This is a genomic window from Luteolibacter pohnpeiensis, from assembly GCF_016595435.1.
In the GTDB taxonomy this organism is placed as follows: domain Bacteria; phylum Verrucomicrobiota; class Verrucomicrobiia; order Verrucomicrobiales; family Akkermansiaceae; genus Luteolibacter; species Luteolibacter pohnpeiensis.
In genome coordinates this window covers 1-21,158 of record NZ_JAENIJ010000031.1, presented here as the reverse complement: position 1 = coordinate 21,158, position 21,158 = coordinate 1, and the positions used below count along the sequence as shown (strand labels likewise).

At 53.2% G+C, this 21,158-nt stretch carries 20 protein-coding genes; 7 read left to right on the top strand and 13 right to left on the bottom strand.

Going from position 1 to position 21,158, the window contains the following annotated elements; translation table 11 throughout:
* Window positions 1–6 precede the first annotated feature (6 nt).
* The 9 genes from JIN85_RS16165 to JIN85_RS16125 form a co-directional block, all read right to left on the bottom strand.
* A complete protein-coding gene (locus JIN85_RS16165; protein WP_200272666.1) occupies window positions 7–1,983 on the bottom strand; it encodes an RNA polymerase sigma factor in 1,977 nt (658 codons plus the stop codon).
* Between the two features lie 109 nt (window positions 1,984–2,092).
* Window positions 2,093–3,133 carry a vWA domain-containing protein gene (locus JIN85_RS16160; protein ID WP_200272664.1) on the bottom strand — a complete coding sequence of 347 codons (1,041 nt, stop codon included), beginning with the start codon at window positions 3,131–3,133 and terminating at the stop codon, window positions 2,093–2,095.
* A 1-nt stretch (window position 3,134) separates the two neighbouring features.
* A complete protein-coding gene (locus tag JIN85_RS16155; RefSeq protein WP_200272662.1) occupies window positions 3,135–3,581 on the bottom strand; it encodes an ExbD/TolR family protein in 447 nt (148 codons plus the stop codon).
* Window positions 3,582–3,592: 11 nt separating this feature from the next.
* On the bottom strand, window positions 3,593–4,006 hold the full coding sequence (locus JIN85_RS16150) for an ExbD/TolR family protein (RefSeq protein ID WP_200272660.1): 414 nt from the start codon (window positions 4,004–4,006) through the stop codon (window positions 3,593–3,595).
* Between the two features lie 22 nt (window positions 4,007–4,028).
* Window positions 4,029–4,811, bottom strand: a complete 783-nt coding sequence (locus JIN85_RS16145; RefSeq protein ID WP_200272658.1) for a MotA/TolQ/ExbB proton channel family protein — start codon at window positions 4,809–4,811, stop codon at window positions 4,029–4,031.
* A 34-nt stretch (window positions 4,812–4,845) separates the two neighbouring features.
* A complete protein-coding gene (locus JIN85_RS16140; protein ID WP_200272656.1) occupies window positions 4,846–5,949 on the bottom strand; it encodes a hypothetical protein in 1,104 nt (367 codons plus the stop codon).
* A gap of 9 nt (window positions 5,950–5,958) precedes the next feature.
* A complete protein-coding gene (locus JIN85_RS21975; protein ID WP_200272654.1) occupies window positions 5,959–8,907 on the bottom strand; it encodes a tetratricopeptide repeat protein in 2,949 nt (982 codons plus the stop codon).
* 132 nt (window positions 8,908–9,039) lie between these two features.
* Window positions 9,040–9,672: an N-acetylmuramoyl-L-alanine amidase family protein gene (locus tag JIN85_RS16130; protein ID WP_200272652.1), complete on the bottom strand. Its 633-nt coding sequence runs from the start codon at window positions 9,670–9,672 to the stop codon at window positions 9,040–9,042.
* 54 nt (window positions 9,673–9,726) lie between these two features.
* Entirely contained in the window at window positions 9,727–10,350 is a 624-nt protein-coding gene (locus tag JIN85_RS16125) for a TetR/AcrR family transcriptional regulator (RefSeq protein ID WP_200272650.1), read from the bottom strand.
* A gap of 114 nt (window positions 10,351–10,464) precedes the next feature.
* Between JIN85_RS16125 and JIN85_RS16120 the strand changes: the two genes are divergently transcribed.
* Window positions 10,465–11,379 (top strand): aldo/keto reductase family oxidoreductase, encoded by a 915-nt coding sequence (locus JIN85_RS16120; RefSeq protein ID WP_200272648.1) that lies wholly within the window; start codon window positions 10,465–10,467, stop codon window positions 11,377–11,379.
* Here JIN85_RS16120 and truA read toward each other — a convergent pair.
* The 3 genes from truA to JIN85_RS16105 are packed head-to-tail and all read right to left on the bottom strand — an operon-like array spanning window position 11,351 to window position 14,041.
* The gene (truA, locus tag JIN85_RS16115) at window positions 11,351–12,109 is read right to left on the bottom strand and encodes a tRNA pseudouridine(38-40) synthase TruA (protein ID WP_200272646.1); all 759 of its coding nucleotides are present in this window, start codon (window positions 12,107–12,109) and stop codon (window positions 11,351–11,353) included. The two genes, JIN85_RS16120 and truA, sit on opposite strands and share 29 nt — an antisense overlap.
* A gap of 7 nt (window positions 12,110–12,116) precedes the next feature.
* On the bottom strand, window positions 12,117–12,998 hold the full coding sequence (locus JIN85_RS16110; RefSeq protein WP_200272644.1) for a polyprenyl synthetase family protein: 882 nt from the start codon (window positions 12,996–12,998) through the stop codon (window positions 12,117–12,119).
* A 44-nt stretch (window positions 12,999–13,042) separates the two neighbouring features.
* Window positions 13,043–14,041 carry an aspartate-semialdehyde dehydrogenase gene (locus JIN85_RS16105; RefSeq protein WP_200272642.1) on the bottom strand — a complete coding sequence of 333 codons (999 nt, stop codon included), beginning with the start codon at window positions 14,039–14,041 and terminating at the stop codon, window positions 13,043–13,045.
* Window positions 14,042–14,190: 149 nt separating this feature from the next.
* Between JIN85_RS16105 and JIN85_RS16100 the strand changes: the two genes are divergently transcribed.
* Genes JIN85_RS16100 through JIN85_RS16090 form a run of 3 tightly spaced genes read left to right on the top strand, consistent with a single transcriptional unit; the run spans window position 14,191 to window position 18,697 of the window.
* A complete protein-coding gene (locus tag JIN85_RS16100; RefSeq protein WP_200272634.1) occupies window positions 14,191–15,138 on the top strand; it encodes a hypothetical protein in 948 nt (315 codons plus the stop codon).
* The gene (locus JIN85_RS16095; protein ID WP_200272632.1) at window positions 15,135–17,828 is read left to right on the top strand and encodes a hypothetical protein; all 2,694 of its coding nucleotides are present in this window, start codon (window positions 15,135–15,137) and stop codon (window positions 17,826–17,828) included. The genes JIN85_RS16100 and JIN85_RS16095 overlap by 4 nt, the downstream gene beginning before the upstream one ends.
* A complete protein-coding gene (locus JIN85_RS16090; protein ID WP_200272630.1) occupies window positions 17,825–18,697 on the top strand; it encodes a hypothetical protein in 873 nt (290 codons plus the stop codon). The genes JIN85_RS16095 and JIN85_RS16090 overlap by 4 nt, the downstream gene beginning before the upstream one ends.
* Before the next feature lie 227 nt (window positions 18,698–18,924).
* On the opposite strand, the gene JIN85_RS16085 is transcribed toward JIN85_RS16090, so the two are convergent.
* A complete protein-coding gene (locus JIN85_RS16085) occupies window positions 18,925–19,107 on the bottom strand; it encodes a hypothetical protein (RefSeq protein ID WP_200272628.1) in 183 nt (60 codons plus the stop codon).
* A gap of 218 nt (window positions 19,108–19,325) precedes the next feature.
* On the opposite strand from JIN85_RS16085, the gene JIN85_RS16080 reads away from it, so the two are divergent.
* The 3 genes from JIN85_RS16080 to JIN85_RS16070 all read left to right on the top strand — a co-directional run bounded on the left by JIN85_RS16080 (window position 19,326) and on the right by JIN85_RS16070 (window position 20,943).
* Window positions 19,326–19,793 carry a hypothetical protein gene (locus JIN85_RS16080; RefSeq protein WP_200272626.1) on the top strand — a complete coding sequence of 156 codons (468 nt, stop codon included), beginning with the start codon at window positions 19,326–19,328 and terminating at the stop codon, window positions 19,791–19,793.
* Window positions 19,794–20,153: 360 nt separating this feature from the next.
* Window positions 20,154–20,378 carry a hypothetical protein gene (locus JIN85_RS16075; protein ID WP_200272624.1) on the top strand — a complete coding sequence of 75 codons (225 nt, stop codon included), beginning with the start codon at window positions 20,154–20,156 and terminating at the stop codon, window positions 20,376–20,378.
* Window positions 20,379–20,442: 64 nt separating this feature from the next.
* Window positions 20,443–20,943: a hypothetical protein gene (locus tag JIN85_RS16070; RefSeq protein WP_200272622.1), complete on the top strand. Its 501-nt coding sequence runs from the start codon at window positions 20,443–20,445 to the stop codon at window positions 20,941–20,943.
* Window positions 20,944–21,158: the final 215 nt, after the last annotated feature.

Sequence of the window (21,158 nt, the reverse complement as noted above, 5' to 3'; positions counted from 1 at the left end):
TATAGCTCAACGAAGTGCTTCGAGTACTTCTGCCCGCTTTGAATCGTCCTTGATTTGAGATGCGAATCGCCTGGCATCTGATTTGTTAGATCGACTGATCTCATTGGTTAGAAATGCAACAAGTGTGTCATCGTTGCCATTGCCAAGGTCGACTTGGATTGCCAATTGGGCAGCTGCGGAAAAGTTCACTTTGCCGACATAAGCATACCGATCACTGTCGCTTGCGGCTTCCGCCAACGCTTTGGCGGTGATACGCGTCACGTCATCAGGAGCATCGTCCTCCAACCAATCGCGCAGCTCGGTGAGGTCCTGGAGAGTGACCATTCGATTGGAGGAAATGCCAGCCAGCTTGCTGGTGGCGACGTCTTCAATGCAGACCGCGCGCTCATCTGGAGTTGCTTCGATTTGATCCAGGTATTCGTACAATTCATCAGGTTCCATCCCGCGTGCCTTGTAGGCGAACGCCAGTGCTTGTTGATCGGCGGGAATTCCGGCTCGGATCATTTTGGCAAACTCGGGTAATTCTGATTCAATGGGTCGGTTCCAGCTCCATTCGTTTAACAAACTGAATCTCGACCCAATGGGAACCGAGAGAAAGCGGCGAAGGGCTTCGTCAGGATTTGTGTCTAACAAAACACGGGTCAGACCGGCTTCGAACGCGCATTGTTCAGAGGAAATCCCATCAAGCCGTTTGGTCGCAAACCTGCCATTGGTGACCTCCTGATCAAACCACTCCGTTGCAGTTGTTAGATCGGTTTTTACCCAAGCTCCGAAAGCCATGGCAACGTAGCTCGAAGCGGTTGAGTTGCTGCCTTCAAACTTTCCAGCGAATTTCCGAGCAGTGAACTCCGGGTGTTTTTTAGACATGGGAAAGATCACCATGTTGATCAGTTGGCCTTTGACGAACCGGGTAAGGGAAAGGGATTCGATCTCATCAAGTGCTGCTGCCAAATCTTCTTGGGTGTAATTCGACAACTGCAAATCAATCTCGGCTTTCTCAAAGGTTCCCCATTGGGCGGAACTCGTGCCGGAAAGCTGGGTGGCGACTTGATTCCAATTGATCTTCGATGGCCGCTGCGATGTCAGGTTGTGATTGCCAGGGTTTGAGTTGGTCGCAATCTGAGTTTGGCTTGCTGGGTTTTTGTGTTTGAGGATTGCGTTTTCTAACCGATGACGCTGCACCTGAAGTTCTGCGATCTCATGTCGTGCGTTGACGCTCCAGAAGCCCGCGATGAGGATGATCAGAACCGGAATGGCAATGGATGAGGCTTTCATGATGGCAAGCAGAGGGAGACTTGATGATAGAGAATTTCCGACAGCTCCGACGGCGATCGCCTTGGATGCCATGGACGAAGAGGCAGGCATCGAAGCTTGAGCATCCGCAGTAAATCCACCGACGATGGTTCCACCCATTGGGGCGGTGATCTTGATCCCGCGTTTTACCAGTTTGGTTCGCAATCGAGTCATCGCCCGATCCACACGCTTTTGGGCTGCATCGGTTACGATGCCCAATGTTTCGCCAATTTCCCGGATGCTGAGAGATCGATAAAAGCGCAGCAGCAATGCTTCCTTGTCGGTTTCTGATAGAGCGGTGAGTGCATCGTCCAGCACCGGCTGCATTTCTTTCCAAAGATCTTCCTGAAAGGAGGTAGGCTCAGGCTCCATGGCGGTCTTTAGCTGTTCGAGTTTACGAATTTCACGCTGTGATTTGCGCAGCAGGTTCTTCGCCTGCAGGCTGGCGGTTAGATGAAGCCAACCCGCGATGGATCCGCGATCTGTTAGAGACCTGGCTTTACGGGCGAGCAGGATGAACGTGAGCTGCGACGCATCCGCAGCGATCACTTCATTGCCAAAGCTCGCCCGCTTTGCGGTGTGATGGACGAGGTTGGCGTAGCGGGATACCAGCTGATGAAACGCGGCCTCCTGCCCATGGCGGCACCATTGGCTGAGAAGTTCCGGATCAGATGAAGCTCGGGTTTCCATGTTTCATCCAGAGTCTGTCGTGCCGCGTCAGAAACCGGACTGGAAAATGCAAATTTGCCGAAAATATCGTGATGGCCTCAGCACTCGAACCAAACCGCGGGAATTCCGCTTACTTGATCTCCTTGAACTGACCGCCCTGGCGGCGAGCGGTGCGGGACCAATATTTTTCATCGTCCGGTTTCATTTCGAAGCCGATGAAATTCAGGGGTATTTTTCCGGTTTTTGTTAGCTCCTTGAACAGATCATCGAATTCATCCTCCGGCACTTTTTCCGGCTGCGCACCAGTCCGTTCAAAGCTGCCGTCGGAGATCAGAAAAATCACATCGGGCTTCATGGCGTAAGCGGCACGCAGGATGACGGGGAGGCCGTTCGGAGTTGGACTGATCACGCCCTTGCCGCGCGCGCCCATCATGCCGGATTCGTTCCATTCGCTGGCGACCCATTGGCGCGCGAGATCCCGATTCGGCTGAGTGGCCGGGATCAGCTCGGGTTGGAATGGCTTGTAGTTTCGGACAAACTGAATGATCCCAAAACGGGAATCCGTTGGAAGTTTGTCGATCATGTTCAAGGTCTCTTCCTTGATCTTCGACAAGGGCATGTCCGATTTTGCCGCTTTGTTGACGACTGATCCCGACACATCGAAAAGGAGCAAAACCCGTTGGCCGGAGCTTTTGATTCCCATGAAATTCAGGCCTGTGCCAAGCCCTTTGCCCCCTGCGCCGGTTAGCCCAAGCCCGGAACCGGCACCCGAACCGCTGGCTCCGGCGAGGCCGGTCACCATGCTGTTAGCGATCGCCGCTGGATCGGGTGTCAGCATGTCGTTCATCGAAATCTTCGGCGCTTCCGGCAGTGCAAATTCAGTCGGTCGGGTGCTGACTAGCTTCGCTTTGAAGGTGGGTTTGGATGCCAACGCCGCATGGGCCGCCAGATTCATCCGATGTTGCTTCGTTTGCGGCGGAACTTTGATTTTCGGCTGAGGCAGGGCGACAAATCGCGGAGGCTCGCTTTTGATGTAATGTGCGACCACCCAAATTCCAGCAACGATGGCGATCAACACGTGCACGATGATGCTGCTGGCCACGGCTGCTGTGACCGTCTTGCGGGCAAGCCTGCGATCCTTCGGGACGTGATGTGGTGATGCCTTTGCCATGCTAATTTTCCTCTGTGGTGTCGTCGGATAAGGTGACACCGGTGATGCCAGCCGTTCCGCAAGCGTTCAGCACATCGACGATGCGTTGGTGTGTCGACTCATTGGCAGCGTCGACGGTAACCAGTGCCTTGCTGTGATTCAAGTCGGCAGCTTCCTTGAAGCGAATCAGAAGATTGACGAGTGGTTTGATTTCATGATCTCCGGGTTCTCCGACGATCGCTTCGTTTACCTCCACCGCACCATCGGCCCGAATTGCGACGCGAACTTCATCCGGCATTTCGACAGAAACTTCATCCGAAACAGAACCCGGCAAGGTCATGCCCAAATCGGCCTCATGGCGTGGTGGTTTCGATGAGATGAGGAAAAAGCAAATCAAGAGGAAGCCGATGTCTGCCATCGGCGCGATTTGCAGCTCAATCGGAGTCTCGTCTCGGCGGCGTGAAATCATGGCTCCAGGGGTCAGCGGGTTTGATTGAAGGTGCCGAGAACCACTTCCACGGCACCGGCCTCGGCGCACGCGCGATAGAATTCCTTGGTTTTGCGCGCAGCGGTTTCAGCATCGGCACGCAGGTAAACTTTGAGCGGTGGAAATTCGACCATGCGCCGTTTCAGGTGAGCAGTTAGACCGGCGAGATCGGTTTTCTCATTACCCAGATAATAACTTCCTTCCGCATCCAAATTGACCACCACGCGTCCGGACATGTCTTTGGGAATCACCGCGGCGCTGGCGATCGGGAGATTGACCGGCACGTCATATTCGTTCTCCACAATCTCATTGGTGACCATGAAGAAAATGATCAGGATCCACGTGATGTCGACCATCGGCGCAATCTGCATGCCGACATCTTCGGTGGGTCTGCGTCTGAGTTTCATGAGTCGTGAAAATCGGTAGAGTTCAAGCCTCGTCGCTGCTGGCTCCGACGCCTGAGCCGCTGATGAAGCGGTTGATCAAATTGGAAGCAGAATACGCGAGATCACCAACGATCGATTGGAGAAGATTCTTGAAGACGAAGTAGGCCAGCATCGAAGGAATCGCGACGATGAGGGCGAAGGCGGTGGTGATCATCGCTTCACCGATTCCGCCGGCAAAGTCGGAGGGTTTGGATGCTCCGGCAGCCAGTTGGTTAAAGCTGCCGATCATGCCTGAAACCGTGCCCAGCAGTCCGAGCATCGGGGCGACTGCGGCAAACGCGTTCAACATATTCACCCACAGCATGAACTTCGTTTCTTCATGGAAAATGGTCTCCGCTGCCACTGCCTCCAGATCCGCCTTGGAATAAACTTCCACCCCTGCACCAGCCTTGGTGAGTGTTTCTTTCATGACATGGGACAGTGAGCTCGAATCACCTTCACAGACTTGAAGCGCGGCTGATACATCCTGTTGGGACATGGCCAGCTCCAGTGAACGTTCAAGCGCCGGCGGGATCAGTTTTTTGCTACGAATCCGGGTCGCGCAGTAGGTGATGATGGTGATCGTCCCAACGGAAATGAGCGCGATGAAATGCATGGTCCAGCCGCCATCGGAATAGAGATCGAGCAAACTCTTGTCCTGTGCTTCTACCGTTGGTGGAGGGTTGACTTCAGCAGCGTTGGCAATTCTCGAAGTCACCGTGGTGCTCACCATGAAAAGCGCCAGTGCGATGATGGCGGGGCGGATGATTTGGAACAGGAGTTTCACAATTACGAGGGGTGGAGTTGCGGGCAGGTGGTGATCACTCACCGAAGATGCTGTAGCGTTTTGGTGCGGGTGGTTCTTTCGCTGGTGAATCCGAATCCTGGGTTTCTTCAGCGGTAGGATCTTCGGATGAAGATTCAACTTGGGAGAGTTTGCCATTGGCTTCCGCCTGGCGGAGTTGATCTAACAATTCGGCATTTTGTTTGGCCTCAGTAGAGTCCGGATAGAGAGCGGCTAGATCTTCCAGTTCACCTTTGAGGCGTTCGTTGTCGTTCGTAAATTGGTAGACTCGGGCTGCTTTGGCCAGGCCTGCGGCAGCGGCTGACTGATTGTTGCTCTCGAACAAGCTCGGATAGAGCGCAAAATCGAGCGCCAGATGATAAAGGCGGTCGCGAGCCGGTTTGACGTCCGGGTCTTCATCCCATCGCGGGTTGTCTTCCTCGATGGCTTTCAGCTGGCTGAAATGCCGGTCCGCCAGCCAATCGGTGGCGGTGAGCATGGCATCGCTGTTTTCACCAAAGGCATTCTCGGCGATTTTCCATGCAAGCTGATCGGCTTTTTCGGTGTTGCCGGCTTTTCTCGCGAGTGCGAAGTCGAGAACCTCAAGCTCGGATTTTGCGAGCGCGATGGTTTCATCGTCGGTTGCTTTCACCTCGATGGTGTTGAGAACATCGGCGGCATTTGTTAGAGACCTCTCGGTGTTTTCCGCTCGCAATGCTTTGGCATAAGCCAGCCCGGTCATGGCCGCATTGGAACCGCTGATGGTGAGGGTGGCTTTTCGAGTGCTCCAAAGGACTTCCAGCGCTGGCGCGGCTTCCTTGGCGGGGTGATCTAACAGATCGGTTTCTTCAGGTGTTAGCGTGATCCGGATTGCTCCAATCTCACTCAGTGGAAGTTTTCGCTGGGTGACCCCGTTCGCCAGTCTCTTTTCGACGACGAGACCTTGAACGCTGGAATCTAACAATCGAACCGTAAAGGGTTCTCCACGACTTGCGTCCTTCCACTGGATCTCGTCGGCTTCTGGTCGGGTTTTAAGAAAATCCTTCATCTGCTCCGCAGTGGGCACGCCACGAGCGTGGGTGATCAATGCCGCTCCCATGAGAGCGAGCGTGAAGTGACGAATGGAAAATCGTGAGAACATGACCGGTTTCTAATCGTGTGATGACGAAGGGGGCACGAGGGCACCTTCCGGGTTTTTCGGCGCGAGCACGCCACCAAGAGCCTGTGCCCGTTCCAGTCCTTGTTTTGTCGATTCGGTTCCTTTCAGATCATCTCGAGTCACGAGTTCGGAGTAAACTTCACGCGCTTTGTCTGGTAAGCCGAGCTTCTCCAGAGCCTGTCCACGTTCGAAATAAGCGCTGGCGACCAGTGCTGGGTAGCGGTTGAAAAGTAGATAGACCTGCTCGAAATAGGGTAGCGCTTCACGAAATTGCTGTCGCGAAACGTGGCGTCGACCCGCTTCTAGAAATGCTTCTCCGCGGATTCTCGCAGGCATTGCTTTGCTGCGTTGAAGTGCCAGCAGAATTTGTAGGGACTTCTCCGGATCACGATTTGCCAGCAGCTTGGAGCGGGCGATTGCGACTTCGCCGCCAAGATCGCTTTGCACCAAAGTGATGCCATTTTCATCTGGCGTACTCCTCGGCATGATGGAGGTTTTTTCAAATCGATCGAAGTCCTCAAGGGCTTCCGGCTCATTTCCTTCTTTCACCGAAGCGAAGCCGAGTCCTGCATAGGCACGGTCGCGTTCAGGCGATCGAGGCCACCATTTGCGTAGGCCTTCGTAAATCTCCTTGGCTTGTTTGGTGTCACCATTTGCGGCCAAGGCATCTCCCACATCGGCGAGAATCATGGGCGCGGTATCTTTTGGCTCTATTTCGGAGACGAGGGCGGCGAGCTCGATTTGATATCGCTGCTGGCGCAGCTCCTTCGCATGTGGATCGGTCGATCCGATGGTTGCCAGCCGGAGCTTGGCAAGCGCCCAGCCCAAGCGGACCGCCATGCGCTTGTGACCTTGATCCTGCGCTTTTGCCAATTCGTCACTGAATCGGGTTTCTAACAACTTCCGATCTGATCCGCTGTAAAATCCCTGAAGCGCGAGGAAGATGTCCTCCAGCCCCGGACGCACGGCATCGTTGCCAAACTTTGAAATCGCTTCCCAATAAATCTTCCGCGCTTCATCCAGATCGCCTTGTTGCTTGGCGATCCATCCGAGCCATTGCAAAGCCTCTGCAATGCGGGGACTTTCCGGCCTGGTTTGTAGAAACTCGGTGAAGAGTTTTTTCATGCCTGGTAAATCCTTCTGAACCTTTAGCAGGTTGCCGCGTTTCATCCAACCCTCGTCGTAGAATCCCGGTGCCTCGATACCGATTCTCGAATAACTTGCCGCCGCGTCCTCCAGGTCGCCCTCAGCTGCCTGGCAATCCCCCAGGGTGAGCAATGCTTCCGCCAGCCATTCGCTGGTTGGGAATTCAGTTTCGAATTGTTTGAGCTCTTTAATGGCTTCCGGGTAGAGTGCTTCGGAAAAATGAGAATAGGCGATCCGGAAACGCGCGTCGTCCACGTATTCAGCGTCGATATGATCCTTGTCGACAGCTGTTAGATATTTTTCAAGCTGCTGCCGACATGGTTCCCATTGTTGATCGAAGTAATACGCCATTGCCCGCCAGAAGATCACATGGGGCCACATGGCATCCGTGACTTTCAGAGATTTCGCCTGCTGATCCAGCATGCTACCAGATTCATCGTAGTTCTCCAGTTGCAGCACATTGTATGCAGCCATGAATTGAGCCTGCGCGCCGATCGGTTGATCCGGAAATTCTTTGGCGACTTCCAGATAAGCATCCGCTGCCTCACGGTAGAGCGATTGTCCCTCGATCGCCTGAGCCTTCAGAAATAACACATCCGCCTTGTTTGGCGTCTCTGCGAGGTTGCCACATCGCTCAATGTATAAATCCGCTGTCCGCGCGGCCCGGGCGTATCGTTCGAGAGACATCCATCCTCGCATCAGCGATGCGGTAGCGGATTCCACAATCGAGTCCGGCTCCATCTGGCGGACCATTTGATCCAGGATCAAGCACCCCTCGCGCGTGCGGCCCAGACCGAAGTAGGCACTCGCCAAGCGCAGGCGTGCCGCGCTGTCAAACTCAGGCATTTTCGAGAAAGCATCCAGCTCTCGCTGCATCTCCTCGACGCTGGTCTGCAATTGCGAAACACGGATGGAATTGCCTGCGGCGGATGCAAATTTCAAGTCAGCTTGCGCGGCGGTGAGCATCGCGGTTTGCAGGCGTTCAATCTTTTTTTGATTCGGCACCCGTTGTAGCAGTGCGATCGCTTTGTAGGGCTCGCCTTCGTCCAGGAAGTGTGCACCAAGCTGAATCATCAAGGTGGAAAACGTCACCACTTGCCGCACTTGATCGAGATTGGCGTCCAGCTTCAGGGCTTGGACATTCGCCTCATCCCACTGCTGCTCTTGCATGAGAGCGTGGAGCAAAAGAATATCCGCGCGAGCACCAGCTTCCGCGCTGAACTGGTGGATCTCATCGCCGTAGCGCTGGAAAAACGAAATCGCTTCCTTCCAATTTTGTTCCAGAATGTATGTCATCCCTGCCAGCACCAGCGCTTCCATGCGGCGACCGCGCTCGACTTTGGCATCGTTGAAAATCTTGCCGAGATTCTGTCTCGCCACATCTGCCTTTCCCGTGCGCATGTGCGCGATGCCTGAGAAGAAAAGCAGGTCGACGCGGACATTTTCATCAAGGCCTGAAAGCGCCAGAGATTCTTCCAGCAGCGGCACTGCTTCTTCGAGCTTGCCGAGCCGGACCTGGCAAATCGCCAGCAGTGGTTTGACCCGAGTAATGGCAGCTTCGGTCCCTTCTAGCCCCGCATAGTTGGTGATAAAATTTTCAAATGCAGTCGCTGCCGCTTCCCAATTGCCAGCATTGTAGGCCTTTTCTCCTGTCGCCAGCAATTCACTCGCGGTCTTCCCTCCACTGACTGCTGGGGCTGGATTTTGACCGATCCGGTCCAGCGGAGCCTGCCCATCTGCCGGAATGCAAATCAGCACCGGAAGTAACAGAGCTAAAGCGGGGGCAGTGCGCACGGTCAAAAGCGGTCCGCTGGGTTTGATCGAACCAGAACTCGTAACTCTGCAGATTTTGAGCCAATTGTCAGTTTGAAATCTATCGGCACAGCGTGAAATCCACGCTTCAACTCACGGATATCCGTGATTCCACTACAAGGCTCGCCAAGCCATCAAGCCATCGTAAATGGCTTTGGCGGCAGTTTTCTGATAGCTGCTGGTGGATGCGCGGCTGCGCTCCCGCGCATTGCTAATGAAGCCGCACTCGACCAAAACCGAAGTGTGCCGGGAATCAATGATGACGTGGTATCCCTTCTTTTGGATGCCACGATTTTTGGTTGAGAGGCGTGGAGCGAGTCGACGCTGAATGGCATTGGCTAGGATTTTTCCTGACGAACCCCAGTAGTAAGTTTCTACGCCTCTAACGCTCGTCACACGGGATGCGTTGAAATGAATGCTGACGAATACCGCATTGCGCTGGGCATTGCCGATCTGCGCGCGGCGGGGGAGTGAAATGTAGGTGTCACTGGTGCGGGTCATCACCGTGCGGATGCCGCGCTTTTTCAGCAATGTTTGCAGTTCCTTTGCCACAGCCAAGTTCAGTCGTGACTCACGAACTCCACCCCAAAGGGACCCTTTATCACTTCCGCCGTGGCCCGCATCGATCACCACCGTCGAAAACCGGTTGGCGAAAGCATGCCCGCTCAACAAAACGACGATGAGACAAACGAGGCTTACCCAGCGGAAAAATGAAAATCGGCTTGTGTCTGCGAAGGCATAAGTCATTTCGCGCAAAACTTAGAATTTTGTGCGCCATAACTCAATAAAGTTTTTAAAATATCAGGATTTCTTAACTTTCGGTCGTAACTTCTTTGAGACTGGACCGGCTATCATTCCGGAAAGCAGCAGATCGAACACTGTATCCGCTTCGTCATCACTCGGCACCCGGGTCACCAGCAACGCTGGATGATGAAAGGCAAACGTTGTTTGCAGGAAAGCCATCGCAGCTGAGCTGGCGCCGGGCTTCGCATGGAAATCGCCGGCCTTGATGCCATCTCGGATGATCGTCTCCAACTGCTGTAGAAGTTCCGCAACGTGTGCGGTGACGACATCGTGAAGTTCCTTGGCGATCGTGTGATACATTTGAAAAAACTCCGGATCGTCCTGGATCTTTTTGCGCTTCGTCTCACGCAGGGTATCGAACCAGCGTCGCAATCGAATGGCTGGCGCGACTTTCGAATCGGAAGCAATCGTGCTCAGCGACTCCGTGAAACAGTGCATCCAGCGCGCGGAGACTGCGTCCAGCAGCGCCTTCTTGTTGGGGAAATGGCGGTAGATATTGCCGTGGCTCATGCCGAGGGCGCGGGCGACATCTACCACATTCGTTTTCTCCGGCCCATACCGGCGGAGCACCTGCTCGGTGGTATCAAGAATGCGTTCGTGGAGTGGCGTTTCTTCGGGCATGCAGAGTTTCCACTGAAGCTCAGATTCGGGGTTTGTGCAGCTGCGAAAATAAAAATGACAAAAAACAGAAAATGTCATTTGTGTTTCTGGCAGGAAGGAGGATGGTGAAATCACATGAGCACGAACGAAGATGAGAAAGGCAGTCGCGCAGATCTGGGTGGAACTTACACTTTCGCAGGGAATGCCCTAACGGTGAACCGGCTCGGCTACGGCGCGATGCAGCTGGCGGGGCCTGGAGTTTTTGGCCCGCCCAAGGATGAAGCACAGGCATTGGCGGTATTGCGCGAAGCCATCGAGAAGGGAGTCAATCACATCGACACTTCGGACTTCTACGGACCCTATGTGACCAATGAGATCATCCGAAAGGCGCTGCATCCGTATCCGGACGATTTGGTGATCGTAACGAAAGTCGGCGCGCTTCGTGGCGAAGACGGATCGTGGAACCCTGCGATGTCGGCAGAGGATCTAACGAAGGCGATCCACGGAAATTTGGAACGGCTTGGAATCGATTCACTCGATGTCGTGAATTTGAGATCGATGGGCGATATCCATCAACCCGCGGAAGGTTCGTTAGAAGAGCCTCTCTCGGTGTTGATTGATCTCAAGAAGCAGGGGCTGATCCGCCACCTCGGGCTGAGCAATGTCACTCCCAAGCAGCTTTCCCAGGCGCAAGAAATGACGGAAATCGTCTGTGTTCAAAATCATTACAACCTGGTGCATCGTGCGGATGACCATTTCATGGATGAGCTCGCCCACCAAGGCATCGCCTATGTGCCATTTTTCCCGCTGGGCGGATTTTCTCCGATTCAATCCAATGCCTTGGCAGCGGTAGCGGAAGCTCTCGGCGCAACATCGATGCAGGTGGCACTTGCTTGGTTACTCCAGCGTTCACCCAATATTCTCCTCATTCCCGGCACTTCATCGCTCGGCCATTTGCGTGAGAATCTGGCAGCTGCAGATCTAACACTCCCCGAGGAAGTGGTGACGGAGTTGAACGCCATCACCGATAAATCACTTCCCAAAGCGTGAGTCCGTCCGCTGGGGCGCTGAGCGGGGATTTGCCAAATGGGAGGCCTTCGGGTTGGTCGAGCAGGCTTGTTAGATCGTCCAGCCGATACCGGCCTTGCGCGGTCTTTACCGCAGCGCCGACCAACAGGCGGACCATTTTGTAAAGAAATCCGTCGCCGTGGAACTCGATCTGATAACCATCGGCCAGCGGTTTGAGATCCGCGGCGTGAATGGTGCGGATGTAGTCGCTGTCTTCGGTTTCATTTCCACGGTAGGCGGCAAAGGCGTGGAAGTCATGACGGCCGACGAAGCACGCGAGTGCTTCTGATAACACGCCGGGATCGAGCGAGCGCGGCAAATGCCAGGCCAGCCCGGCCTTGAGTGGCGGCAGCACGGGATCAGTGCAAAGATCGTAGCGATAGATTTTCCCAACGGCGGAAAACCGGGCGTGAAAATCAGCCGCGACCTCCTCGCATGCCATGACGCGGATGGTGGCAGGAAGTTTGGTGTTGAGAGCTGGAACCCAATTGAACGGATTCATCGATAGCTCGTCCGGCGCATCGAAATGGGCAGTCTGCGCATGAGCATGCACGCCGGTATCGGTCCGGCCGGAGCCTTGAACGCGCAGCGGTTGCTTGGCGACTTCTTCTAGGGCCCGGTTCAAAAAATCCTGCACCGTGTTGCCGCACACTTGCGACTGCCAGCCATTGTAAGGGCGACCGTCGTAGGCGATGGTGAGCTTCAGGCGCATGGGCTTTTCAAAACTCGCGGCGTAGTAGGTTGTCCGCCATTTCGCGCAGGCGATCGCCTTTTTTGCCGAACGAATCGAGTGCGGTCATGGCTTTTTTAGTCAGCCGCGCCGCTTCCTTGCGCGAGGCCTCGAGCCCGAGCAGGGAGGGATAAGTCGATTTCTCGACCGCTTCATCCTTACCGGCGGTCTTGCCGAGAATCTCGGTGCTTTGAGTCACATCGAGAATGTCATCAATCACCTGAAAAGCCAAACCAAGCGCGTGCCCGAAGGTTGTGAGCGCATCAAGCTTCGCTGGAGTTGCATTGGCAGTCATCGCGCCGAGTCGCAGCGAACTGGTGAGCAATGCAGCGGTTTTTGCTTCGTGGATTTTCACCAGATCGCGCTTCGACAGCGCTTTGCCTTCGCCTTCCAAGTCCATCACCTGACCGCCGATTAAATGCCGACTGCCACCTGTTAGAGCCAGTTCGGAAACGTAGTCGCGCGCGGTGTAGCGTTTGGTCGGCTCCGTTTGCGCGAGAACCAGAAATGCTTCGGTGAGGAGGGCGTCCCCACAGAGCACGGCGATGCCCTCGCCGTAAACTTTGTGACAAGTCGGACGGCCGCGACGCAGATCGTCATCGTCCATCGCAGGCAAGTCATCGTGAACCAGCGAATAGGTATGCATCAGCTCCACCGCGCAGGCGGGCGGCAGAGCATTTTCCGGATCACCGCCGCAAGCCTCTGCCGCCGCGATGCAAAAAATCGGCCGCAACCGTTTCCCGCCGGCGAACACGCTGTAGCGCATGGCCCCGTGGATAGTCGCGGGCTTGGTCTTCGCTTTTGGCAAAAATCCATCGATCGCCTGGTCGACCCGCTTCGCCTTTTCTGCGAGATACGATTTCAGTTCCATCTTCAAAAATTGGCGTTGCGGATCACTAGGCGGTTGAGGAAATCTCAGAGAATTTCTGCGATCTGCACTGCATTCAGGGCAGCACCTTTGCGGACCTGATCGCCGACGACCCAGAGGTCGAGCGCGTTGTCGAGCACCAGGTTTTTGCGAATGCGGCCGACCAGGCAATCGTCCTTGCCAGTGGTGTCGAGCGGAACCGGGAACAGCTTGGTGGACGGATCATCGACGACCTGGATGCCGGGCTTTCCGGCGTAAGCCGCACGCGCAGCGTCCGCATCGATCGGACGTGAAAACTTGGCAGTGATCGAGACGGAGTGCGATCGGTAGACCGGCACGCGAACGCAGGTGCAGGATACTTTTAGCTCGGGAAAGCCGAGAATTTTCCGGCCTTCGTTCTGCATTTTCATCTCCTCTTTGGTGTAGCCATTTTCGGTAAAAACGTCGACCTGTGGGATCACGTTGAATGCGATCTGGCGTGGGTAAATTTTGGAAACCACTTCCTCACCGGCGACGATCGCGGCGACTTGTTGTTCCAGTTCGATGATGCCTTGCGCGCCCGATCCGGAAACCGCCTGGTAGCTGGAAGCGATGATCGATTCCAGGCCGAATGCTTCGTGCAAAGGCGCGAGTGCCATCAGCGAGATGATGGTGGTGCAGTTCGGGTTCGCGATGATGCCGCGTGCCGGATTTTTCGCGGTAGCGGGGTTGATTTCCGGCACGACCAGCGGCACATCCGGGTCCATCCGGAAGGCGGACGAGTTATCGATCACGATCGCGCCCGCAGCTGCGGCAGATGGCGCGAATTCCTGTGAGATCGAACCACCGGCGCTGAACAAGGCGATGTCGATGCCTGCGAACGAATCATGCGTCAGTTCCTTCACCTCAATTTCTTCGCCGCGGAAGGTCATCCGTTTTCCCGCCGAGCGGGCGGAAGCGAGCAACGTCAGTTTTCCCAGCGGAAAATTCCGTTGTTCGAGGCAAAGAAGCATTTCGACGCCGACGGCACCCGTCGCGCCCACAATCGCTACATGAGGCAAGTTCATTTCAATCAATCGGCTGACTGAGCCGGGCAGGGACTCTAGCGAATCAAGCCGAGCTGGCAACCGATTCGTTCAAAAGGAAATAAGTAAGATTAAATGTTTTAAGTTTGAATTGCAAATCGTGATGCACGGAGACTATAAGCAACTTTCCCGTGCAACGCTTATCCATCCTGGCAGCTCTGCTGTTTGTTCAAATCAACGGGCAGGCTCAAGATGAGCCTATCGAATCCAAAGCCGCTGAGGTGCGGCGTGGAACTTTCATCCCGCAATCGCTGGAGGTGGTTCCGTTTGTTCCGCCCATCACTCCAGCGGTTCAGCGTGTGCCCTCAGCCCTACGTGTGGACGCCGGGACTTCGGTTCGACTTGAGAATGGTCACACGCTGACGAGCGTGCGTGCGCAGGCTTCGACCGCGCCGGATTTACCGGATGGCGATCAGCTGGCGGTGGCTTCTACGGACCTGGAAGTCGGTGGAATCCAACATGCCCCGCCTCCCGCCGCGCAGTTGATCATGATGGGGGCGACGGTTTTTGGTCGCGAAATTTCATTGGCGAATTGGACAGACCGGGAAACGGGGGAGAACTATGAGGCACTTTGCCGCTTTGATCTGGGATTGCTTGCTGGCATTGGGGAGTTCCGTGTGGATGACCGGCCTGCGAATTTGATTTTGGTCCACAGTAACTCGCCGTCCCGTGATTTTCCGGAATTGGCGGACGTTCCAGATGGTGGTTTGTTGGTCGTCAAAGGGGATCCAGATTCAATCTCTGGCATGGCTCCAATTCTGGCGTTGAGAGACGTGATTGCAGTCGAAAAGAGTCGGCTGATTGCGTTTCAGGCCGCACGCCAGGAAAAATTGGCGGCGCAAGCGGCGTGGGAGAAAGCGCATCCAGCCGAGCCACAGGACATGGTGTTCTGGTACCGGCCGCATCGGGGCAGCCGGTACCTTTCGGATCCGTTCCCGGAGAAAAAACCCAGCGCCAGGATTTCAAAACCCCAGCGCGGCAGGCTCGATCTTTTAACCAGCCGCCGGGTCCGCACTTCGCAGTCGTCCAAAGCGAGCGACGAACCAATTCAACTTCCCCCACCTTCATCCGCTCAATGAAACAGCTCATTTGTTCGATGTTGCTGTGCCTCATTGCGATGCCAGCAGCGCATTCTCAGACGGAGGTTCTAACGACCGATTTCATCAATTTGGGAACCCAGGGAAAGTTCATCCACTGGGAGTCCGAAACCGGTTACACGTATTTTCTCCAAAGTTCAGATCCAGCCGATCCACTACGCCATTGGATCTGGGCCCCCATCATGGAACAAGGCTACGGCCAGGAAATTAGCCATGAGGTAGACGGAACCGCATCGAAAGGGTTTTTCCGGCTTATTTATACCAATCGCACTCCCGCTGATGGCGAAACCCTGGAGTCGGACGACTACGATGAAGATGGGTTGAGCAACTGGACCGAAATCAGCTCAAGTCCGCAGACCAGCCCGGTTGATTGGGACACGGATGGAGATGGCATGGATGACGGATTTGAGGTCGTTTATGGTCTGGATCCGACCGATGATGGCAGTGTCAATGTTCAGAATGGAGCCCTCGGCGATTTGGATGGCGATGGTGTTACCAATTACGATGAATATGAAAACTGGACCAGTCCGGCGGACAGCGGTGACTACCCGTTTGAGCTGCATTTCATCCGTCGGCAGGCACTTCAGCAATACACTACTGATCCCGATCACAATGTCGGTTCCAGTTACATCAATTTCGTAAGCTATTGGAGCGGAGGAAACTCCCACTCCACCAATCTGGAAACCAGCCCGATCAGTGCGCCCGGCATGGCGACCGAGCTTGCCTCGAATTTGCCATTTCCTGATGCTCTTCCCACCGTAGGGGTGAGTATGGTCGATCAAACCAACACCGTGATTGGTGGTTTCGGTCTCGGCTACTACACCCAATACCAGCAGCCAGGAAGCAACAGCACTACCCACAATCTCACCATTGCGGAACTCAGCCAATATCGCGTCTGGATGAAGCGTCCCTCCAGCCAAACCGAAGGTGCTCTCACCAAAAACTACCTGTTCATCACCCAGCAAATCACCAATGCAGCAAGCCCCGCAGGCATCACCACCAACCCCGATCCGATGGAAGTGGTGAAAGTGGATCCCATCACCTTCGACTTCGCCGCTGGCCAGGACACCTCCGCCCCCGCCGACCTTCTAGCACAATGCGAAGCCGGAGCCATGGGCACACAGGTGCTGAGGCAATACTATCTTCTGCCAGTGGAGGTGGCCCCTGAAGTGTTGGCAGTTAATTCAGATTTTGACGAAGGGAAAATCGATCCCGCGACAGGCTATGCTATCCCCGACTGTGATGATGTTCCGGGCGTTGATCCCAAAACAGGAGCGGGGAATACTCTCATTGGACTGAATGCTGTTCGTGATCATTTAGACAATGGAGCGATCAAAGCTCATAAACTGACTACCGATGACCTACATCGGGGTTGGTTCGGTGTGAATCCTCAGCAGCTCGGAGATCACTTTTGGGATGGAACTACAGTTACTATCCGCAAAGTTGATCAAGTTGATTTAGACACAGGACGCAAAGAAAGTGGGCAGGTACGCTTCTATGCCAAGTGGGGAAATAATAACGCAGATTACTACGGTATTGTTCCTTATAACTTAGAAACACTTGCTCCGAATAATCTCGTAACGAGTGGGGTGAATGGAAAACCGGGAGAAGGAGTGTATGGCTCGACTTCAACCATTCCAGACGATGCCGAATTCTGGATGGAAGGAGTACGACCCGGAAAAATCACTCTGGAGTGGAGACTTCAGAAAGGAGATATCGACGTGAAACATGAGCAAACGTTTCTCGTTGAAACTCGGAAGTCTTCGCAGGAATGGAAGAACGATCTGGCTTACAAAATCAGGCTGGACACGGAAAATGATCCGAGTGGCCAAATTGACGTAAGTGTGGACCCTCGAGGTGCTCCAAGAGAATATTGGACTCGGGTGGAGCGGATGTCGGAATACTATGATTACTATCAGGAAAACTACTTGGCCGATGACGACTTTCAATGGTGTGGATTGGCACGACTTGCGGGATCTCAGGTAATCAGTGGAGTCAGTGATGCCCGGTTTGCGACGCTTTCGCCGTCGGCACACACCTATCGGATTGTTGGTGAAATCATTGATGCGATGAGTGAAGGGGGATACGATATTTTCAATTCTCTCGCTTGGCAGCATCATGCCTACCGAAGTTCCGGCCTCGTTGCACTCGAATGGACAAACGACAACTATCAGGATCAGGACTTGGTGACTTTAATCGAAAGTTGGCGAGAATTAGAAGACGGGATACGCGAGGATAATGAGGATGTAGTCGCGGCAGCAGCTCGCAGAATGACAATCTATGAGCAACAGCAGATTATTGTGCCAACATGGAATAAACTTCGAGCGATTACGCCTGTAAACAACGAGGTCACAAACACGTTTACGATCTTGGCAGAGAATGTCATGAAACCAGATGGTGAGCGCTTTACTGTCGCGGTTCCTACCGGCGATTTATCAGATACTGATGATCGATGGAAATGGATTGATGACACGGCTGCGGGCACTCCCAACGGAATCATCGGCGCATGGAAAGCGGCCGGAAGAGCCGGACAACGTGCACTCGTGAGCAAAACTCTCAGGGTTGACTCCGAACGGTTTACCCAAGTTCCTGCCGCGTTACGAGCCACTGCCGGAGTGTTTCCTGGAGGGCGTAGCGGAATGCAGGTTAACGATGATTTGGACACGCCATGAAAAAACTTATTCTAACTGCAATGCTAGTTCTGAGCTCTAGCACATTTTCTGTTGCGGAAGATGAATTGATTCTCAATCTAAGTGATGGAGTCACATGGAAAGGGGTTTTCGATGCGGGATTCCGCCCCAAACATCTTAGTGACGGCATCTACATGTGCCGTCAGTATGGGGTGAACCTCACGATTACTTTGGGTTCCGAGGACTCACTGAATCTTGGCAAAGGGGATGTCGACTTCAGCGTCAAGCAAGATGGATTGGTTCTTGTTTCTTTCTATGGGAGAGAGAATCGCAGCTTGGAAGAAGCACGGAAAAAGAGTGAGGCGTTCGCTAAAATGTTTGGCGAGGATCTGACCCGCCGAGCAGAACTCGATACTTTTGAGACTAAACACGAAGTTGACTACGGCGGGAGAAAGCTAGACCCTCCAGAAATCGAAGAGCACGTGGATCTTGATACGGCGACTAACGCTGCCAAGGTTGGGGACTTTTCGATCATCTACGGGTTTGGCGATTCGTACAGGGATGATTTGCCTCTTGTGGAGCGGTTATCAGTGGCGTTGAATTCACAGGAGGCGAAGCGCGCCAAACGTCTAACTGAAAAAATCCGGCCACCCGAGGGATACGAACACGTTTCGCTTGAGCCTACCCAAGACGCTGCCGAGCCAAGCTCAGAAAACACCACGCCGAACATTGAGCGTGAGACTGGTTATGTTGAAGTTAGTCGGCCTGAGCGGCAGCACAATGTGGTCAAAGACGATACAGTCACACGAGGCAAGAATCATCTTCTATGGGTGATCGGTGGGGTGCTTCTGCTCGGTGTAGTCGTTATCCTCGTTCGAGTGTTGAGGCGCGGTCAAGCTTCGGAGGGTTAGCACAAAAACGGATGCCGCCCGACCAAAGAACAATCGGCTGGTCTGGTGGTCGCTCGGCGTTCGTCCTTCCTTAGCGGCTTATTCCTCGCCACAAAGTCTAGGCCTCGAGCCGCTCTCATCGTTGGGTTGGCGGCCCGGGCTTTAGGAAGATGATTTCGAATTTCCAGGGATCAGGTGGCGGTGGACTTCTGCGGTGAGTGTTTCGATGCGCTCGCGGAGCGTTTTGGTCAGCTCGGTGAGCTCGTTGTTTTCCGCATCAGTTCTAACAAATGCGCGGTTTGGCGGGCGGACTCGGCAAGGCGCTCGTCGTTGATGATGGCAATCGCCTCGCGGTGGGCCGCATCGGCGTCGGAGTGGGCTTTATCACGATCCGCTTGCCGGGATTTTGAAAGCCGGGAACGTAGGTGCAAAAATCGGCCAGTTTATTCGAAAAGCATCGAAAGGATTGTTAAACGGCCTAGCTGAAACTGCGGGCAATCTCATCCGGCGGCAAGCAATGAAAGCAAAGAATTCGATTTTCCGAAGATTTAGCCAAGATGTCTTGGAGATTGAAGATGTGAAAAAGCTCAAGCACATGCTTCAAGAGTTGGAACTCCTTTGCCCTCTCTAAATCCACACTTTCAGACCCATGAAAAAGAAAATTTTTAAATTCCTAGTGTTCTGTATTGCATGGCTTTTTGCAATCGTGGACCTAAGTTCCGCGCAGACGAATGCAGCTGATTGTATCTCAAAGATATCTGCTCGTCTCGAAGTCGTTGGTACTGCAGATTTTGACTTCAATCAATCTCGTCAGATTATCAAAGAGTCCGACTTCGGAAAGCCCTCCGAATTCCTCAATGATGGGGGGAAGAGACTCGCATTTCAAAAGGTCTACACTTCGTTAAGCGAGTTCATTGACCTGGCGCCCAATTCCATCAGCGGAAAGGCGATGAAGGGGTATACTAGGTTTGCGGGTGCGGGAATTGTTCGATCAAATGGAACAGATTTCGTGGCAAAACTCAAAAAAGTTTTTGGTGATGCAAATTTCGATGGCTCCGGATTCAACGCTGTCATGGAATATCTTGACGGGAATGGAACGTGGCTAAGCCAGAAGTGATGGAAAAGTAAAGCTGGAGTTCTAGAGTATGATTTAGGTAGTCAAGAAGAGCATCGAATCGCACATGTTTTGACTCATACTCAACCTGGCTATAAAAATCCACCACACTCGATATTCTCACTATCGAGTCGCAATGGGCTTTTTGAGCTTCTCGACGAAGGTTGGAGCAAGCCGTCTACTACACGTTTGCAGGGATTGGATATTAATGGAAACCCTGACCCCGAAGCTTGGGGTGTAGAAATGGGAAGGCAGGTCGGAACACAAGCTTCTGAAACAAAAATAAGATATATCATTAAAAGTGGAACAGCAGGTGAAATAATCACTGCATACCCTGTATCAGGAATTCAACCTTAAGATGCTATGTCGCAAATCAATAATACAAAGTGCCCAGCATGCGGACAAGGAGGATTAATTCTCGTTCGTCTTCTTGAGTTTGATTCAAAAATTTGCGTGCTTTGTCGTGAATGTGAAGCAATATGGGAAGGTACTTTTCCATCACCGGTGCAACCAATCATTCGTTTTGAAACCTATGCGGCAAGTCACGGGTTTGAGGCGGATTGGCATCGAATAGAGGAGCTTATCTAAAGCTGCAAGCCAAGATAGACGCGCGGGGATATCTGAAATAGTTACAGCTTTTCCTCACTAGATCATGATAAGTGAAATTAAAAAATGGTTCGAGAGGACTCTAATTTTTGAGGAGAATTTTCACCCTGAAAAAATTGGGATTAAACGTGTAATCTATTCAAATAGATATCAGGCGCCTTTAATTTCTTTATTTATTGATCCACCACCGGTCGTCGGTCCATCATGGACTTGTGTAACTGGAAAGACGTTGTCTGAGAGTTTTTTTATAAAGCTAAAGAATGCCCTTCAGGATCACGAATGTTGGTGGTTATTGATACTATTTCCACAAAACGAGTATGTGTATCTACATGGTGTTGGATCCGCTGATGACACCTCTTGGCATATGAGAAAATTATATGCCTTCGAAAATATAGGTTCTCAAGGTGGTCGCCAGATACTAGGTCTGTTGATTGGTGAGCAACGTGATTTGTTGATTATTGAATTGAATGATGGAATTGAAATCTCTTTCTATGGATCGGAATCCGTTTGGATTAAGATTAAAAATGAACTAAATTCTGCAAATTAGAATGTGATGATCTTTTATTGTATAATCAATTCAATGATTGATTCAATTGACTCTCTGCGGAAGTTTGATAAGTCCGAGCTTATACAAGGGTATGCTCGCCGAATTCCCCGACCCATGCCCGAGCCTCCCGACCAGGAAAAATGGCAGCTCCAGCGTGAGGAATGCTCCGACCGCCTATCTCAACTTCTGGCCAATCCGACAGCACGTGTGTTCTT

Excerpts from the sequence above, each read along its gene's own strand:
- JIN85_RS16165 (WP_200272666.1), bottom strand. The coding sequence starts at position 1,983 with ATGGAAACCCGAGCTTCATCTGATCCGGAACTTCTCAGCCAATGGTGC.
- JIN85_RS16160 (WP_200272664.1), bottom strand. The coding sequence starts at position 3,133 with ATGGCAAAGGCATCACCACATCACGTCCCGAAGGATCGCAGGCTTGCC.
- JIN85_RS16155 (WP_200272662.1), bottom strand. The coding sequence starts at position 3,581 with ATGATTTCACGCCGCCGAGACGAGACTCCGATTGAGCTGCAAATCGCG.
- JIN85_RS16150 (WP_200272660.1), bottom strand. The coding sequence starts at position 4,006 with ATGAAACTCAGACGCAGACCCACCGAAGATGTCGGCATGCAGATTGCG.
- JIN85_RS16140 (WP_200272656.1), bottom strand. The coding sequence starts at position 5,949 with ATGTTCTCACGATTTTCCATTCGTCACTTCACGCTCGCTCTCATGGGA.
- JIN85_RS16130 (WP_200272652.1), bottom strand. The coding sequence starts at position 9,672 with ATGACTTATGCCTTCGCAGACACAAGCCGATTTTCATTTTTCCGCTGG.
- JIN85_RS16125 (WP_200272650.1), bottom strand. The coding sequence starts at position 10,350 with ATGCCCGAAGAAACGCCACTCCACGAACGCATTCTTGATACCACCGAG.
- JIN85_RS16120 (WP_200272648.1), top strand. The coding sequence starts at position 10,465 with ATGAGCACGAACGAAGATGAGAAAGGCAGTCGCGCAGATCTGGGTGGA.
- truA (WP_200272646.1), bottom strand. The coding sequence starts at position 12,109 with ATGCGCCTGAAGCTCACCATCGCCTACGACGGTCGCCCTTACAATGGC.
- JIN85_RS16110 (WP_200272644.1), bottom strand. The coding sequence starts at position 12,998 with ATGGAACTGAAATCGTATCTCGCAGAAAAGGCGAAGCGGGTCGACCAG.
- JIN85_RS16105 (WP_200272642.1), bottom strand. The coding sequence starts at position 14,041 with ATGAACTTGCCTCATGTAGCGATTGTGGGCGCGACGGGTGCCGTCGGC.
- JIN85_RS16095 (WP_200272632.1), top strand. The coding sequence starts at position 15,135 with ATGAAACAGCTCATTTGTTCGATGTTGCTGTGCCTCATTGCGATGCCA.
- JIN85_RS16090 (WP_200272630.1), top strand. The coding sequence starts at position 17,825 with ATGAAAAAACTTATTCTAACTGCAATGCTAGTTCTGAGCTCTAGCACA.
- JIN85_RS16080 (WP_200272626.1), top strand. The coding sequence starts at position 19,326 with ATGAAAAAGAAAATTTTTAAATTCCTAGTGTTCTGTATTGCATGGCTT.
- JIN85_RS16075 (WP_200272624.1), top strand. The coding sequence starts at position 20,154 with ATGTCGCAAATCAATAATACAAAGTGCCCAGCATGCGGACAAGGAGGA.
- JIN85_RS16070 (WP_200272622.1), top strand. The coding sequence starts at position 20,443 with ATGATAAGTGAAATTAAAAAATGGTTCGAGAGGACTCTAATTTTTGAG.